Origin of the sequence: Leptospira limi (genome assembly GCF_026151395.1) — a bacterium.
In the GTDB taxonomy this organism is placed as follows: domain Bacteria; phylum Spirochaetota; class Leptospiria; order Leptospirales; family Leptospiraceae; genus Leptospira_A; species Leptospira_A limi.
In genome coordinates this window covers 503,289-518,166 of sequence record NZ_JAMQPV010000001.1, presented here as the reverse complement: position 1 = coordinate 518,166, position 14,878 = coordinate 503,289, and the positions used below count along the sequence as shown (strand labels likewise).

The 14,878-nt window shown below is 34.8% G+C and carries 14 protein-coding genes and 1 tRNA gene; 10 read left to right on the top strand and 5 right to left on the bottom strand.

Annotated elements, in window-relative coordinates:
- Positions 1 to 95: 95 nt before the first annotated feature.
- On the bottom strand, positions 96 to 1,322 hold the full coding sequence (locus ND812_RS02380) for a PAS domain-containing sensor histidine kinase (RefSeq protein WP_265374108.1): 1,227 nt from the start codon (positions 1,320 to 1,322) through the stop codon (positions 96 to 98).
- A gap of 175 nt (positions 1,323 to 1,497) precedes the next feature.
- Here ND812_RS02380 and ND812_RS02375 point away from each other — a divergent pair, with 175 nt between their 5' ends.
- From ND812_RS02375 to ND812_RS02345, 7 genes are all read left to right on the top strand, one after another.
- Entirely contained in the window at positions 1,498 to 3,216 is a 1,719-nt protein-coding gene (locus ND812_RS02375; protein ID WP_265374107.1) for a hypothetical protein, read from the top strand.
- Positions 3,213 to 5,231 (top strand): 7TM diverse intracellular signaling domain-containing protein, encoded by a 2,019-nt coding sequence (locus ND812_RS02370; RefSeq protein ID WP_265374106.1) that lies wholly within the window; start codon positions 3,213 to 3,215, stop codon positions 5,229 to 5,231. Before ND812_RS02375 ends, ND812_RS02370 begins: the two co-directional genes overlap by 4 nt.
- Positions 5,232 to 5,328: 97 nt before the next feature.
- Complete coding sequence (locus ND812_RS02365) at positions 5,329 to 6,405, top strand: alkene reductase (protein ID WP_265374105.1); 1,077 nt, start codon at positions 5,329 to 5,331, stop codon at positions 6,403 to 6,405.
- A gap of 439 nt (positions 6,406 to 6,844) precedes the next feature.
- Positions 6,845 to 7,198 (top strand): ArsR/SmtB family transcription factor, encoded by a 354-nt coding sequence (locus ND812_RS02360; protein ID WP_265374104.1) that lies wholly within the window; start codon positions 6,845 to 6,847, stop codon positions 7,196 to 7,198.
- Between the two features lies 1 nt (position 7,199).
- Positions 7,200 to 8,168, top strand: coding sequence for an SRPBCC family protein (locus ND812_RS02355; RefSeq protein ID WP_265374103.1), 969 nt, complete (start codon positions 7,200 to 7,202; stop codon positions 8,166 to 8,168).
- 16 nt (positions 8,169 to 8,184) lie between these two features.
- On the top strand, positions 8,185 to 9,576 hold the full coding sequence (locus ND812_RS02350; protein ID WP_265374102.1) for an MATE family efflux transporter: 1,392 nt from the start codon (positions 8,185 to 8,187) through the stop codon (positions 9,574 to 9,576).
- A 21-nt stretch (positions 9,577 to 9,597) separates the two neighbouring features.
- Positions 9,598 to 9,972, top strand: a complete 375-nt coding sequence (locus ND812_RS02345; protein WP_265374101.1) for an iron chaperone — start codon at positions 9,598 to 9,600, stop codon at positions 9,970 to 9,972.
- Between the two features lie 414 nt (positions 9,973 to 10,386).
- On the opposite strand, the gene ND812_RS02340 is transcribed toward ND812_RS02345, so the two are convergent.
- Positions 10,387 to 10,457, bottom strand: a tRNA-Gly gene (locus ND812_RS02340).
- 82 nt (positions 10,458 to 10,539) lie between these two features.
- Here ND812_RS02340 and ND812_RS02335 point away from each other — a divergent pair.
- Together ND812_RS02335 and ND812_RS02330 are read left to right on the top strand one after the other, a co-directional pair.
- Positions 10,540 to 12,051, top strand: a complete 1,512-nt coding sequence (locus tag ND812_RS02335) for a carboxypeptidase M32 (RefSeq protein WP_265374100.1) — start codon at positions 10,540 to 10,542, stop codon at positions 12,049 to 12,051.
- A 19-nt stretch (positions 12,052 to 12,070) separates the two neighbouring features.
- Positions 12,071 to 12,397, top strand: coding sequence for a hypothetical protein (locus tag ND812_RS02330; protein WP_265356633.1), 327 nt, complete (start codon positions 12,071 to 12,073; stop codon positions 12,395 to 12,397).
- On the opposite strand, the gene ND812_RS02325 is transcribed toward ND812_RS02330, so the two are convergent.
- Entirely contained in the window at positions 12,373 to 12,801 is a 429-nt protein-coding gene (locus tag ND812_RS02325) for a DUF423 domain-containing protein (RefSeq protein WP_265374099.1), read from the bottom strand. The genes ND812_RS02330 and ND812_RS02325 overlap by 25 nt on opposite strands.
- Positions 12,802 to 12,822: 21 nt before the next feature.
- On the opposite strand from ND812_RS02325, the gene ND812_RS02320 reads away from it, so the two are divergent.
- Positions 12,823 to 13,158 carry a hypothetical protein gene (locus ND812_RS02320; RefSeq protein ID WP_265355745.1) on the top strand — a complete coding sequence of 112 codons (336 nt, stop codon included), beginning with the start codon at positions 12,823 to 12,825 and terminating at the stop codon, positions 13,156 to 13,158.
- Positions 13,159 to 13,169: 11 nt separating this feature from the next.
- Here ND812_RS02320 and ND812_RS02315 read toward each other — a convergent pair whose 3' ends face one another.
- Complete coding sequence (locus ND812_RS02315) at positions 13,170 to 13,910, bottom strand: hypothetical protein (protein ID WP_322113671.1); 741 nt, start codon at positions 13,908 to 13,910, stop codon at positions 13,170 to 13,172.
- Between the two features lie 17 nt (positions 13,911 to 13,927).
- Positions 13,928 to 14,827: a CPBP family intramembrane glutamic endopeptidase gene (locus ND812_RS02310; protein WP_265374097.1), complete on the bottom strand. Its 900-nt coding sequence runs from the start codon at positions 14,825 to 14,827 to the stop codon at positions 13,928 to 13,930.
- Between the last annotated feature and the right edge of the window lie 51 nt (positions 14,828 to 14,878).

Genomic DNA, 14,878 nt, shown 5'->3' with positions numbered 1-14,878 from the left:
TCAAAAAAGTAAATCTTTGAAACTGTTTCTATCAAAAAAAATTTGGAATGACAAGTTGGCTTAAAAAATCTGCAAACATTGGAAATAATTTTCTTCTAGATTGTGTGTTGTCCTAAATCAAAGTAAAAAGTAGTCCCTTCTCGTAATCCACTTTCTACCCAAATATTTCCACCATGTTGTTCTATAAAATCTTTACTTAAGATGAGACCAAGTCCAGTTCCAATTTCCTTAGCCGTTCCAGGAGTTGAAACCTTTTGGTCTAAACGAAACAAAGAATTGATTTGATCCTTCGTCATTCCAATCCCTTCATCCTTTACGTAAAAACAATGGTTTTTAGAATTAGTATCATTCTTTAAATGAAAAGGATTACATCCGATTTCAATTGTTTGGTTTTGATTGCTATACTTGATTGCGTTTGAAATTAAATTACGAAATATTGTTTCGATCATAAAAGAATCAGCAATCAATTGAAATGTTTTTGGAATCTGATTCTTGAGTGATAGATTTTTTTTATGAATGGCTAATGAAAAAAGATCAATCGTTTTGTTAACTAATTCATATAAAGAAATCAAAACAGGTTGGAATGTGATCATTCCATTTTGTGTGCTTGCCCAGTGGAGCAAATTTTCCATTAGAGAATAAAGTTTTTCTGATGATTCATTTAAAATTTGTAAGTTAAAAAACCTATCTTCTTCGGATAGTAATGAAATTTTTTCACTTAAACTTTTGGTAAACTCTCTATGGGATCCTAGAGGCCCTCTCAAATCGTGAGCAATGATTGAAAAAAATTTATCTTTTGTTGCATTTAATTCACTCAATCTAAGTGCTGCTTGTTTGAGTTTCGATTCATTTAATTTATGTTCGGTGATATCACGTGCAATTGCACAATTATATTTTTTACCATCGTATTCTACTAAGTTAACAGTCACTTCAATTGGAATTGATTTTCCATCTTTTCGTTTATTGATTGTTTCTAAAGTAAAAGATTTTCTCTCTAAAATATCTTGCCAATGTGCATCCCAAATCTCTTTTGTAAAGAGAGGATCAACTTGAAACATTGTCATCGAAAGAAATTCCTCCTTCGAATATCCGAAATTAATACAAGCCGCGTTGTTAACGAAAACATACTTGCCATGTTCATCCAACCACAAGATGGAATCAGAAATGGTATCGATCGAAAATTGAGTAAAATGAAGTAAATCGCTAATCTTAGTTTGGTGGTTATTTTGGCTTATTTGAGACTGTTTTAGAGTTTGATTCTCCTGTTCTAATTTTTGGATCTCAGCGAGGAGGACTTCGTAGGATTTTTGCGAAGTAGGCATAAGGAATGACTTAGTTTACAAAGCTTACAAAAAATTGCCAAGAACTATGTGAAATTCAATTTAAGAATCCAATACTGGAAATTGACTTGACCAAGTAAAAATGATCAATCTAACTAAACAGCCTCTAGTTATGGCTTGTCTGTATTGTCAAAATGGTTCAAAAACATTTTCCCGTATGGAACCTATCCAGGAATTGAGCCAAACTCCTAATTTTCCGATCCATGACATTGTAGGAGAAACACGAAATCCCTTCCGAGAAATTTATGAATGTACCAAGTGCCATCAGTATTGGTGGATCCGGGTAAAAGGAACGGGTGACCCAAGGTCCACCTATCCAGAGTATTACGAACAAACGGCTGAATTAATTGATGACCAACGTTCAGAATTGATACGTTATCCATCAGTGGAATCTCTTTTGAGTTACGGTGGATTAAACTATCCCTATTCGTTTTTTACCGAAGTTTTGGAAAAAATTGCAGTAACGGAAAAAGATTCACTCAAACAGATATTTTTAGAAAGAACTCAAAATCTACCTAGTTCGGCAAAACTAGCCTTGCGTACTTGGTTTCAAAAGGAATTTCCAAAGGAATTTTTAGATGAGAAAACAAAAGGTTTTCCATACAAAGCCAATTTACTGCACTCGATGCGAGAAGGTGAATCCATTTTGGTTACTGAGTGGATCACACTCGATCAATTTGTGATCCTTTCTGTTTACGATGAAGCGTATACACTCACGGCTTTTCATTTAAATGAAAAAAAAATCCTTTGGAGTCGGCCAGTCAAACGACCGTTCTTGGAAGGTATGTCCATCCCATATTTGTTCTATCAGTCTGGACATTTGTGTTATTACCAAGGATTTCAAAAAGGATCAGAATATGATTCCAAACTCAATCGTCCGAATGAGTTGTTATTATTTGATCTGAATGGAAAATTAGAAATTTCAATTCCACTTGCCTTTCGTTGTTACGACGTACTGTCTACAGAAGAACGAGATGTATCTGAATACCGAGTGGTTCATAACTTTTCTTTTACCATCATCGAAGAAATCTTATACCTTCCTCATGGGAATGAAATTTATATTTACGATCTAAAATCAAAAAACCAGATACATACCTTAAAAACTCCCAATGGTGATGCCTTTACTGGTAAAACATTCATTACTGAAACAGGGATCATCCTGTTTCACACATTAAAGGGAGTATTTGCAATTAACAATGAGTATGAAATTGTATTTCATTACAGGTCAAAATTCCATCCTGTTTTGATTGATTTAAATTTAAATTTTTATTATTACTATGCAATCATAGACAATATCCAAACGGGTGAACAAAAACGTTTTTCAAAAACGCAAGATTCGGGAATCAATATACCATTTGAATTGGCATCTCTTCCTATCGAATTCAAAGATAAAATATTGATTCCATTTGTTTGGGACAAATCATATTTGTTAGATGGAAAACTCAATATCATAAAGGAATTCGAGTTTACATGTACTGATACCTTAGGTCCCCATTCTTTTAGTGTAACAAAATCACCCATTCTCGTCGTAGAAGACAAACTTGTTTTTACAAATGATTACCATTCTATTGTTATGATAGATGAATTAGGAAATGTATTGAGTCATTTTCCAATCCAATCAGAAGTACTCCAATTGTTTAGTTTTGATGGAAAACATACTGTTGTAGTTCTTTCTTGTTATGATGAATACAGTGACGAGAATCAAATTGATCTCATTTTACTCAGTCAAAATGGAGAACAATTACTTCGAAAATTGTTCCCAGGTCCTGAAGGATTGAGTGCAAATTTCAATGGATTTATCATCTTTGCACAACAAAATCTGATTTATTCATACGATATGTTTCAGGAAATTGAGTTAACAAAAAGTCCAAAATGAAAATTCAAAATCTTTTCCTACAATGTTTGGTACTTTTGTTTTGCTCCGAATTGTCAGCAGATGAATCCAATGTCAATCTAATCCAAATCCAAGAAAAACCAATTCACTTAGCAAAGTATATGTATGTCTTGGAGGATACCAATCATCAAATTGAATTCCAAGATTTGAAGGTAAATGTTTCCAAATATCCTTTTCATCAAAATCCAAATGCTAAAGAAGCCTTCAATTTTTCGTATTCTAAATCAACCTATTGGCTAAAGGTGAAAATTGTAAATCCATATGATCATGAATATATTTCTAGTTTGGTTGTGAGTTATCCAAGATTAAAGACATTGGATTTGTATTTTGAAACAAATGAAGGAGTGAAACACATACGTTCTGGTTATGTTGTGGCATCAATGGATCGACCCTATCCGTCTAGGAATTTTGTTTTTCCAATTATATTTCCAAAAAATACAACTTCGATGATTTACTTAAAAGTACAATCTCCAAATGCAATTAACTTACCAATTCAACTTTGGAACCAAAAATTCTATGACCGGCATGAAATCGATGATCATGTTTTGCAGGCGATTTATTTTGGAATGACACTCGCGATGATCGTGTTTAACCTTTTTGTATTTTTCATTTTAAGAGATATAAGTTATTTATTATATGTTCTGGTTGTATTAAGTTCTGCGATTGCGATTGCAACTCATAATGGAATTGCTTCCGAGTATTTATGGAACAACTCACCATGGTTAGACCAATATGCCATTAATCTGCTGATTTCCGTTGTATTGATTTTGTTCCTGATTTTTATGCGGACATTACTTCAGACTAAAAAAGTTTTACCGCGACTTGATCGAGTGAATTCGCTACTAATTTTAATTCAGTTTTTGCTCCCAATAATTTACATTATTAACTTTGATATGTTTATTAAATGGTTAGTTTTGAGTCATACGATTACTTCTTTATGGATTCTTATCATCGGTGTTCTTTGCTCAATTAAAAGACAACGGATTGCCTATTTTTTCCTTTTAGCCTTTGCTTTTTTATTCCTTGCACTCATCATTTCCACATTAAGAGCATTAGGATACATTCCTACAAATGTATTTACAATGGAAGGTCCACAATATGGATCTGCTGCTGAGATGATGTTACTTGCCTTTGCATTGGCTGATCGTTACAATTTTATCATTAAAGAAAAAGAAATCGCTGAAAACAATGTCAAAATCAACTTAGAAAAATCCAATCTAGACTTGGAAGAAAAAGTAAAAGAAAGAACATATAAACTTAACCAAACACTTAGTGTATTAAGAAGAGATCTATTTGTTGCTAAAAAAATCCAGGAAAACTCTATCTCTGTTGATGTAAAACTATTAGAACAACTCAATTTTGTTTTCAAATACCTTCCAGTTTCAGAAGTAGGTGGTGATTTTTTTGACATCACACATCTTAAGGATTCGCGCTTTAGAATTTTGGTAGCAGATGCAACAGGCCATGGAGTCCATGCTGCTATGATTACAATGGCGATCAAAGGTTTGTATGATCCAATTAAAGAATTTGAACTCACTCCAAGTAAAATAATGGAAATTTTTAATGAAGAATTTATGGATAATTTTGTTTCATTAAACAGTTTGCTGACTGCAATCATCATCGATATCCACTTTGAGGAAAAAACAATTCAATTTGCTTCTGCTGGTCATCCTTCTGCCGTATTAATACAAAATGGAAAATTGAAACTATTAGCAAAAACAGGAAGGATGATTGGACTCAAAAAACAAACCCATTATGAAAATATCGAACTTAAATTTGAATTAGGAAATCGATTGTTTATTTTTACAGACGGTGTCTTCGAAGCTTTTAATCAAAATGATGAGGAATTTGGGGAAGAGAAACTCCATGAACTTTTTTTGAAAACCACTCATTTGTCTTTGTCTGAGGTGGAAGAAGAACTATTGAAATCTCTCCAAAATTTTCAAAATGGTCAGGACAGACAGGATGATATAACGATTTTGGGTTTTGATTTATAGGCTTATTTTTTTTCGAAAAAGGTTTAATATTAAATTATTTTATATCAAGTGAAGGGAGAAAACCGTCTATTTTCTAAAGGATCCAATAGGAAATTATATGAGTTTGTTGTTTGAAAAAGCAAAATTAGGAAATTTAGAATTAAAAAATCGTGTCGTAATGGCACCCATGACAAGATCGAGATCAATTGGAAATGTTCCCGGTGAAATCGTAGCCACATACTACGAACAAAGATCGGAAGCAGGACTTATCATTACAGAGGGAACCTCACCATCTCCGAATGGTTTAGGTTATGCGAGAATCCCTGGAATTTTTTCAAAAGAACAAACAGAAGCTTGGAAAGTTGTTACTGATAAAGTTCATAAAAAAGGAAGCAAAATTTTTGTTCAGCTGATGCATACTGGTAGGATCGGCCATGAATTCAATTTGCCAAAATCAGCAAAAGTTCTTGCACCTTCTGCCATCATGGCAAAAGGCAAAATGTGGACTGATAGTAATGGTATGGTGGATCATCCAACACCAAAAGAGATGTCTAAAGAGGAAATTCAATCTACGATTCAAGAATTTGTTTTAGCATCTAAGAATGCGATCACTGCAGGATTTGATGGAGTTGAATTACATGCAGCAAACGGATATTTGTTGGAACAATTTTTACACCCTTCTTCTAATCAAAGAACGGATGAATATGGTGGCTCAATTGAAAATCGTATCCGATTCATTCTTGAAGTGACCAAAGAAGTTTCTGATGCCATAGGAAAAGAAAAAACTGGAATCCGCTTATCTCCTTACGGTGCCTTTAACGATTTATTTCCATTTGAGGAAACTCATGATGAGTATTCTTTATTGGCACAAAAGTTAAATGAGCTTGGTATTGTTTACATTCATTTGGTGGATCACTCATCAATGGGAGCACCAACTGTAGAACCAAAAACTGTTTCTGCAATCAGAAATAATTTTAAAAACACTCTTATACTAAGTGGAGGGTATGATTCACAACGTGCGGAAGCGGACCTCTCATCAGGTAACGCTAATTTGGTGGCATTCGGAAAACCATTCCTTGCAAACCCAAATCTTGTGACTAAATTCCAAAAGAATTTACCTCTTGTGAATTTTGATGAAACAACTTTGTATACTCCCGGAGAAAAAGGTTACATCGATTATCCAATTGTTTCCTAATTGATAAAAGCGCTCATTTTTATGGGCGCCTCAATTTGGACTTTAACAGATGCTAAATTCTATAAAGGAACGGGCTCCTACGGGGTCCGCTCTCGCTCCCGTCCAAAGAGGTTTCACCTCATTGGACCTAAAGCCCTCCAGATCCCTGGCGCATCACCGATCCAAACTCAAAGTACTTCCGAATCCAAAAGTTTTGGGTTGTTAAGGTGAACTTTTTCAAAACAAATTTTCGTTTTTACCAAAATCAGTTTTCTTCGTAGCTACTTTGTGATAGAGAGGACGTATTGGGTGGCGGGTCTAGTTCCCCACCCTAAATCGGGCGGGGATACTCATATCCCAAGTGTACCCAAACAAAACCCAAGAACTTCTCAATTTTTAGTAATTCAGATTGACGAAATCAACATCATTGCTTTATTTAGCTAAAAGGTTAATTAACTAAATGGTTAAATTAAAACAAACGGAAGAATCCTTAAATTCTACCTTCCAAGCCCTTGCTGATCCAACGCGTAGAAAAATCCTCATGCAACTTGTCTCTGGTGAGGCGACGGTATTGCAATTAGCAGAACCATTCCAAATGAGCCTACCAGGAATTTCAAAACACATAAAAGTCTTAGAAAGAGCAGGTTTGATTGAAAGAGGGAAATCGGCACAATACCGCCCTTGTCGGATCAAAGCGGAAGCATTAGAAGAAGCTAATTTATGGTTACAACAATATAAAAAGTTATGGGAAGAACGTTTTGATCGTTTGGACCAATACTTGATGGATTTACAACAAACAAAAGGAAAAGAATAGAATGTACCAAAAAGAAGCCATTCTCACATTAGAGGAAAAAATCGTAAGATTAGAACGCACATTTCGGGCACCATTAAAACTAGTTTGGGAAGTTTGGACAAATCCTCTACATATTGAAAAATGGTGGGGACCAAAAGGATTTACCAATCCGATTGTTGACTTTGATTTCCACGTTGGTGGATCATATCGAATTGTGATGAGATCTCCAGAAGGAATCGATTATCCAGTCAAAGGAAAATTTTTAGAAATAACACCTTATCAAAGTTTTGTGATGAGTGATTTAGTTGATGAACATCCTGATGAATGGGTGAAAGAAGTTCAAAAAATCGCTGGAGTTACCGGTGATCGTTCCATGTTAAATTCGAAGTTGCGAGTATTATTTGAAGAATCGAATGAAATAACAAAGGTTATACTAATAACGGAATTTATGTCAAACCAAATCCGCGATGGATTCGCAAATTCTGGTATGAAAGAAGGATGGTCACAAAGTTTCGAAAAACTAGAAGAACAAACATTACCTGAAACCAATGAATTGATAATTGAAAAAAAATTAGCACATCCAATAGCAAATGTTTTTGCAGCATTTGCAGATCCAACCAATATAAATCTCTGGTGGGGACCAAATGGTTTTACGACATCAACTGAATTTAGAGAATTCAAAGTAGGTGGTAAATGGATTTATACTATGAAGGCACCCGATGGAACTATTTATCCAAATTTAGTTCAGTATAAAGAAATTCGAGATGGCGAATATTTAGAATATATTCATGGATCCGGCTCAACTGATAAGGATGATAATTTCATTGTAAGGATCACGTTTACTGCGTTATCAGAAAATCATACCATTATCAAAATGAAAATGACCTTTCCGAATGCAAGTGTCAGGAACTCAGTAGTTGATTTTGGAGCAATTGAAGGTGCTCACCAAACATTGAGTAGATTAAATCAATTTCTGGATACGAATTCTTAAGATCGGAAGGTAAAAAATGACAAGTGCTAGTTTATGGGAAGATTTAAAAAGTGCATTATCTGGTTCTGAGGAAGATTATACTGAAATCAGTTTAAGAAAGGCAATATTTCTATTATCTGTCCCAATGATTTTAGAACTAGTATTAGAATCTGTTTTTGCAGTTGTAGATATTTATTTCGTAGGTTCGTTAGGAGCTTCTGCCGTTGCAACTGTTGGACTCACAGAAACTTACCTATTTCTTCTTTATGCAATCGCAATGGGATTATCTTTTTCCGTTACAGCCATTGTAGCTCGACGCATTGGTGAAAAAGAAAAAGATTTGGCTGGTATTGCCGCAATTCAATCGATTTGGATTGCGATCTTATCTTCAATTCCATTTTCTATCGCAGGAATTTATTTTTCTAAAGAATTGTTATTACTAATGGGAGCTGATGAATGGGTCCTAAATGAAGGACATCAATATATGCAATGGATGTTAGGTGGTAATGTCATTGTTATACTATTATTTTTAATCAATGCTGTTTTTCGTGGAGCAGGGGATGCCGCCATTTCGATGCGTGTACTTTGGCTTGCAAATGGATTAAATATCATTTTAGATCCAATTTTTATTTTTGGATGGGGACCAATTCCCGCTTTTGGGTTAACAGGTGCAGCAATCGCTACCAATATTGGAAGAGGCATTGGTGTGTTATTTCAATTGTGGCTGTTATTTCGAGGTGGAAAACATATAAAAATAATGAAAAGCCATCTTAAAATTGAATGGGAATCGATCATCGGTATTCTCAAAACTTCATTGGGTGGTATAGGGCAAATGATAGTTGGTATGACATCATGGATTTTTATCATGAGAATATTGTCTGAATTTGGAAGTCAGACCGTCGCCGCTGCAACGATTGCCCTGAGAACGATGATGTTTACTTTAATGCCATCTTGGGGGATGTCAAATGCTGTTGCCACTTTGGTAGGGCAAAATCTAGGAGCTGGAAAACCAGACCGAGCAGAACAATCAGTTTGGGTTACTGGTTTATGTAATATGTGTTATTTAGTATTAGTGTCTCTAATATATTTTTTCTTAAGTGAAAGGATAATTGGGATTTTTACTTCTGATTCAAAAGTAATTATAATAGGATCTGAGTGGTTACGCATTGTATCTTACTCGTATTTTGTTTATGCTTGGTGGATGGCAGCAAGTCAGGCTTTTAATGGAGCGGGTGATACCATGACTCCTACTAAAATTAATGTAATCTTTTTCTGGATCATTCAAATTCCCTTAGCATACACATTAGGAAAATATTTTGAATTTGGTTATAGTGGAGTTTTTTGGGCCATGATGATATCTGAAACATCAGTCGGTATATATACACTCTGGCTATTTACAAAAGGAAAATGGAAAGAGACAAAAGTTTAATCTATCTAAAGGAAGTTTAAAATGAAATCTAATAAACCTGAAAATATAGATGAATATATACTTTTGTTTCCAAAGGAAATTCAAATTAAATTGAATCATGTCCGAAAAATCATTCGAGAAGAAGCACCTAATGCAAAAGAGGCGATAAAGTATGCAATTCCAACGTTTATTCAGAATGGGAATTTAGTCCATTTCGCCGCATATAAAAATCATCTTGGATTTTATGCACTCCCATCAGGGAATATTAAGTTCCAAAAAGAAATTTCTAAGTATAAATCTGGAAAGGGATCGATTCAATTTCCAATCACAGAACCCATACCAGATGAACTGATACGAAAAATCGTAAGGTTCAGAATCAAAGAAAATGAATCGAAAGAAAAAAAAAACAAAAAATAGAATCCAGAGATCATTTTAAGAATATTGTAGGAAGTGAGACCTTCATTGTCAGATATTATTATTTCCTTTTCTAAAGTATGAACTTTTTCTAATTTAAATTTTTAAAAACGTACTTCTGGTTTCTGAAATAAGACCTTTGTGATAGAGAGAACGTATTGGGTGGCGGGTCTAGTTCCCCACCCTAAATCGGGCGGGGATACCGATATCCATTCTGTAAGCACCATTCCCAAGAATATCGAATCAAAACCATATCCTGTCCTTACTGCGCTCCGAGGCACGGCGTCGCTCGTCGAAAGCCATCGTGGCTTTCTTTCTGTTTTGTTCGCTCCCTATGGGTCGCTCACAAAACAGCTCGCGCCACTGTTCGAGTCAATTCGTTAGAAAATTGTGATTGGTTAATTGGAGAGTTTGTCATGCGGGCGAAGGGACTCGAACCCTCGCCAGAAGCTTGGAAGGCTGCTGTGCTACCGTTACACCACACCCGCGACGTATATACATAGTTTTGTCTGAGGGTTAAGGGTCAATGATTTTTGGTTCCAGAATGTATGGGTCGAAGAAAATGAGTCTATGGCCCTCCCTCAAGCGCTCGAAAATTATCGAAAACAATATCGAAAAATCAAACTTTTCCAAGATATTTCATCCGTTCTCCACTGGGACTCAGAAGTGATGATGCCAGAAGAAGGACGAGAGTATCGATCAACTCAAATTGCTGCTGTTGCGGAACTCACCCATGAATGGATGACGGATCCATCTTTTTTGGAGCTCATTCAATCTGCGAAACTAACCACAAAAGAACTTCCAGAATCGGAAAGGTCATTATGGAATCGTGAGCTTGAAATATTGATGGAGGAGAAAGAAAAAGCAGATAAATTGCCATCTGAATTCGTTGCTGAATTCGCAAAACTCACCAATTTAGCACATGCAGAATGGGCTGAGGCAAAAAAGGAAAAAAACTTTAAATTATTTTCGGACAGACTTGAGGAATTGGTTACATTATCCAAAAAACAGGCAGATTACTTTGGTTATACGACAGAACCTTATGATGCTTTATTGGATTCCTATGAAAAGGGTGCCAAGGCAAACCAAATCCAAATTTTATTTTCTGATTTAAAAAATTCACTTATTCCGATTGTATCAAAGGCTCCAAGGTTCGAAAGTCCGTTCAAAAAACCAATACCAATTGCCAATCAAACCAAATTCTGTAATCGACTTCCTGCCATTTTAGGACTCACAAAAAAAGAATCAAGATTAGACATTAGTAACCACCCTTTTTCCACAAGTTTAGGAAAAGGGGACAAACGAATCACAACTAGATATTCTGAAACCGATCCATTATCTTCCATCTTCGGCGTGTTACATGAGACTGGTCATTCTTTATATGAGTCTGGATTGTCTACAATGCCAAATTGGCCAAATCCATTAACGGAGTATCTAAGTTTAGGAATTCACGAATCACAAAGTCGCCTGTGGGAAAACCAAGTGGGAAGGTCTTTACCTTTTTGGGAATTTATGTATCCCATTTTATTAAATGACTTTGAATTGTCTGAATCAGAACTTCCTTTTCAAGATTTATATAAATATATCAACAGCACGGAAAAATCTAAGATACGAGTGGAAGCAGATCAGGTCACATATAACCTCCATATTATATTGCGATTTGAGATCGAAAGAGATTTGATCAATGGCAACATCAAAGTCAAAGATTTACCAGAAATTTGGAATTCTAAAATGAAAGAAAGTTTTGGAATGACAATTGAAAACGATGCAGAAGGAGTTTTACAAGACATTCATTGGTCTATGGGAGTCTTCGGATATTTTCCAACATATACTTTAGGAAATATATTCAGTGCACAATTTTTTAAAAAATTTACGCAAGAATACCCCGATTCGCATAACAAATTTGCTTCGAAAGGTGATTTTTCGGATTTATTATCTTGGTTACGAAAAAACATTCATTCCAAAGGAAAAATCTTAACGATTGAAAATTTAGTTTCGGAAGCTACAGGCGAACTGGCAAATGCGAAGTATCTTATTTCATATTTAGAAGAAAAAGTAAAGGAAGTTTCAATATCCAATTAATTGAATCAAAGGAATCACTATGTCTGGATCAGAACAAGTATTAGAAAAACTCAGTCAACTTTCGTATTTTGATAATTTAGCATTATACTATTTGTGTAATGAAACACCTCCACAAACATTGGCATTAGCTTTTTTACAGATGGACGAAAAGATCGCAGGATCAATGTTAGGTGTTTTGGATTTGCAAAGAAGAAAGTATGTTCATGAACTTATGGCATTACAAAAAGATAGCTCAGAAGAGTCAAAAAAAGCCGCCGCAGAAGGATTGTTACTCATTGCCGACGGCCTTATTTCAAGAAATTTAATTAGTAAACAAGGTCATTATTTTTTCGGAACAAAAAAATAATACATCCCAAGTCCTAAATAAAACCAACCTGCCAGAAAACTCACTCCTCCAAAAGGAGTGATGGCACCAAGAATTTTAAGTCCTGTAATTGCTAAGGTATATAAACTAAAAGAAAAAATTAGAATTCCTACCAAAAACATCCAAATCGATATTCTAAGATATTTTTTTGTTTTCTCGGATGTCTCATTTTGTTCAGAAAAGATTAACATCAAAAATACGAAAAGAGCTGTAATACTATGATAAAAATGGTATTTATTTCCAGTTTCAAAGGTGATCATAAGATCTGGTGGTATGATTTTTTTCAGACCATGTGCTCCAAAAGCACCAATCGCCACAGCTAAAAAACCAGATAAACAAATGAGTAAGATTAAAACTAAATCGGATTGCTTCTTGACAAGTTTCATATTTGATACTTCCTATTGCCTATGACTTCAGATGTATCCGGAAAGAATACTAAATTTGTAAGAGTTTGGCGACAACTCAATGTAGACGATGTAAAAAAACAATTACTCTACATCGATGATCTTTACGGAACTTGTGGAAATTGCAAAAAACTTGGTCTCAATTACCTCAAAGATAAAAAATGCCCAGATTGTGGAATTACTTTCAAATATCTAGCAACTAAATTGAGTAAGGTGGCAGATATTGCCAAAATTTTGAGTAGAATTGAAAAAGAAGGATTGGAACTAACTCTCATTGAAAGAGAAGATTTTGAAAGATCAAGTGCCTCGGATGCAGCACGTGATCTTTTTAAATCATAAAAATTTTTTAACTAAAACTTAAAAGACCAACCAAATTGTGCTGTTTTATTGTGAGCAGCTGTATCTTCCCACGCATCAAATGCTCGCACAACTCTCGTTACTGCCATTGCTGCAAAAATTCCTACAGCATTTGGTGATTCCCAAACATTTCCTGGTCCTTTTGCATTCAACATATGATCATAAATATTCTTTTTTGGTAAATTCTCTTGTGCATATAAGTATGCACCACCTACTAAAATCAAATCACATAAGAAATAAATACTCATACTAACAAATGTATCACGATTTGTGAATAGTGGAGAATTCCAAGAATTATAACCAACAGAGGCCATAGGTGTAATTAAATTTAAACCTTGGGAAACAATATGATATTTTTCAGTTAAGGGAACCGCTGATTCGTGAGGAGGTTTTTGTAACAATTCCTGTTCCAAAATTTGTTTCCACATTTTTTCCTGACCCCTTCTTGGAGATTCGATTCGGATAATGGAATCGGGTGAAGTTTTCCCGACTTTTCCAACATAGATGTTAAAGTCATATGGATTACTCCAACGATTTCTATATCGATACATAAATCCTTGGGTTTTTTCGTCGGCATAAAAATCTGGATCTAACTTGTTGAGAAGTGCAAGCAGCCGAATATTTACATCATCCGGTCCACCTAATACTTCTACGGTCTCTCCTGCAAAAATCGATTTAGGAGAAAAACATAAAAGTAATAAAAGTAACAATACTTTTGTTATGCGAGTGTTCATTTTTAATTTTAAAAAATTCATGATTGGACCACTGGTAATTGAAGATATGCATTGATTAATCCTAATGAATTGTATGTGGCATGGCAAGCCATCGCAATCCAGAGATTTCCTGTTTTAATGTACAAATAACCAAAAAACATTCCTACACCACAAATGATGAAAGGAATGGCAATGGAAGTACCTTCTCCATAATGTAACCAACCGAATAATAAGGATACAATGAGTAGACCTTCTTGGGTTAATCCTTTATCAATGAAGGCTTTCAGCAAAAAACCTCTAAAAAAGATTTCTTCCAAAATTCCTGTAATGATACCTACAACATATATTCCCCATGCAAGTAGATAACCATTTCCATGAATGGATTCGTATAATTTTTTTGCAAAAACACCTGATTCTAATGGAACCGATAATTTTTCAAGAATCACACCAAATACTACCACTACAAAAAAACAAATGAAACCATTTGTGATCCCTCGTAATAAAATGGGAATTGAAAGTTCATCTTGTAAGTTTGTGACAGGGATTTGTAATACTTTTTTGTATAATAAATAACCAAGCCCCACATAACACAAAAACCATGGAACTGAGTGTCCTAATAAGTAATATGGTTTTTCAGAAAATACAATTTCATAGAATTCGCTAAGTAATATGTTGGGATTTTCGGTGATTTCTTTTTGAAATTGGTCTTTGATTGGATTTACTACTTTTTGGTATTCCACCAAAAGTCCTGAAAAATCTAACTTACCTTCAGAGTATTCTTCATAGAGAGGAAGGATTTGTTCTTCTGGGATCCTGTGGTTTAAGACCGAATGGTTTACAAACGCCAGAAAGAATACGGAATAAAAAAAGGAACAAACATAAACGAGACCCAAAGAGTAGGCAGTGAGCCGAAAGATCTCAAAAAATCGATTCTGCATCTGCCTTACAGTTCCTCAATTTCGGCAAGAATCGTCATCGTTTTTTTGAGA

What these genes read in the sequence shown, in the direction of transcription:
- ND812_RS02335 (WP_265374100.1), top strand. Translation starts at nt 10,540, where the DNA reads ATGGCCCTCCCTCAAGCGCTCGAAAATTATCGAAAACAATATCGAAAA.
- ND812_RS02325 (WP_265374099.1), bottom strand. Translation starts at nt 12,801, where the DNA reads ATGAAACTTGTCAAGAAGCAATCCGATTTAGTTTTAATCTTACTCATT.
- ND812_RS02320 (WP_265355745.1), top strand. Translation starts at nt 12,823, where the DNA reads ATGACTTCAGATGTATCCGGAAAGAATACTAAATTTGTAAGAGTTTGG.
- ND812_RS02315 (WP_322113671.1), bottom strand. Translation starts at nt 13,910, where the DNA reads ATGAACACTCGCATAACAAAAGTATTGTTACTTTTATTACTTTTATGT.
- ND812_RS02375 (WP_265374107.1), top strand. Translation starts at nt 1,498, where the DNA reads ATGGAACCTATCCAGGAATTGAGCCAAACTCCTAATTTTCCGATCCAT.
- ND812_RS02330 (WP_265356633.1), top strand. Translation starts at nt 12,071, where the DNA reads ATGTCTGGATCAGAACAAGTATTAGAAAAACTCAGTCAACTTTCGTAT.
- ND812_RS02380 (WP_265374108.1), bottom strand. Translation starts at nt 1,322, where the DNA reads ATGCCTACTTCGCAAAAATCCTACGAAGTCCTCCTCGCTGAGATCCAA.
- ND812_RS02370 (WP_265374106.1), top strand. Translation starts at nt 3,213, where the DNA reads ATGAAAATTCAAAATCTTTTCCTACAATGTTTGGTACTTTTGTTTTGC.
- ND812_RS02360 (WP_265374104.1), top strand. Translation starts at nt 6,845, where the DNA reads ATGGTTAAATTAAAACAAACGGAAGAATCCTTAAATTCTACCTTCCAA.
- ND812_RS02350 (WP_265374102.1), top strand. Translation starts at nt 8,185, where the DNA reads ATGACAAGTGCTAGTTTATGGGAAGATTTAAAAAGTGCATTATCTGGT.
- ND812_RS02310 (WP_265374097.1), bottom strand. Translation starts at nt 14,827, where the DNA reads ATGCAGAATCGATTTTTTGAGATCTTTCGGCTCACTGCCTACTCTTTG.
- ND812_RS02355 (WP_265374103.1), top strand. Translation starts at nt 7,200, where the DNA reads ATGTACCAAAAAGAAGCCATTCTCACATTAGAGGAAAAAATCGTAAGA.
- ND812_RS02345 (WP_265374101.1), top strand. Translation starts at nt 9,598, where the DNA reads ATGAAATCTAATAAACCTGAAAATATAGATGAATATATACTTTTGTTT.
- ND812_RS02365 (WP_265374105.1), top strand. Translation starts at nt 5,329, where the DNA reads ATGAGTTTGTTGTTTGAAAAAGCAAAATTAGGAAATTTAGAATTAAAA.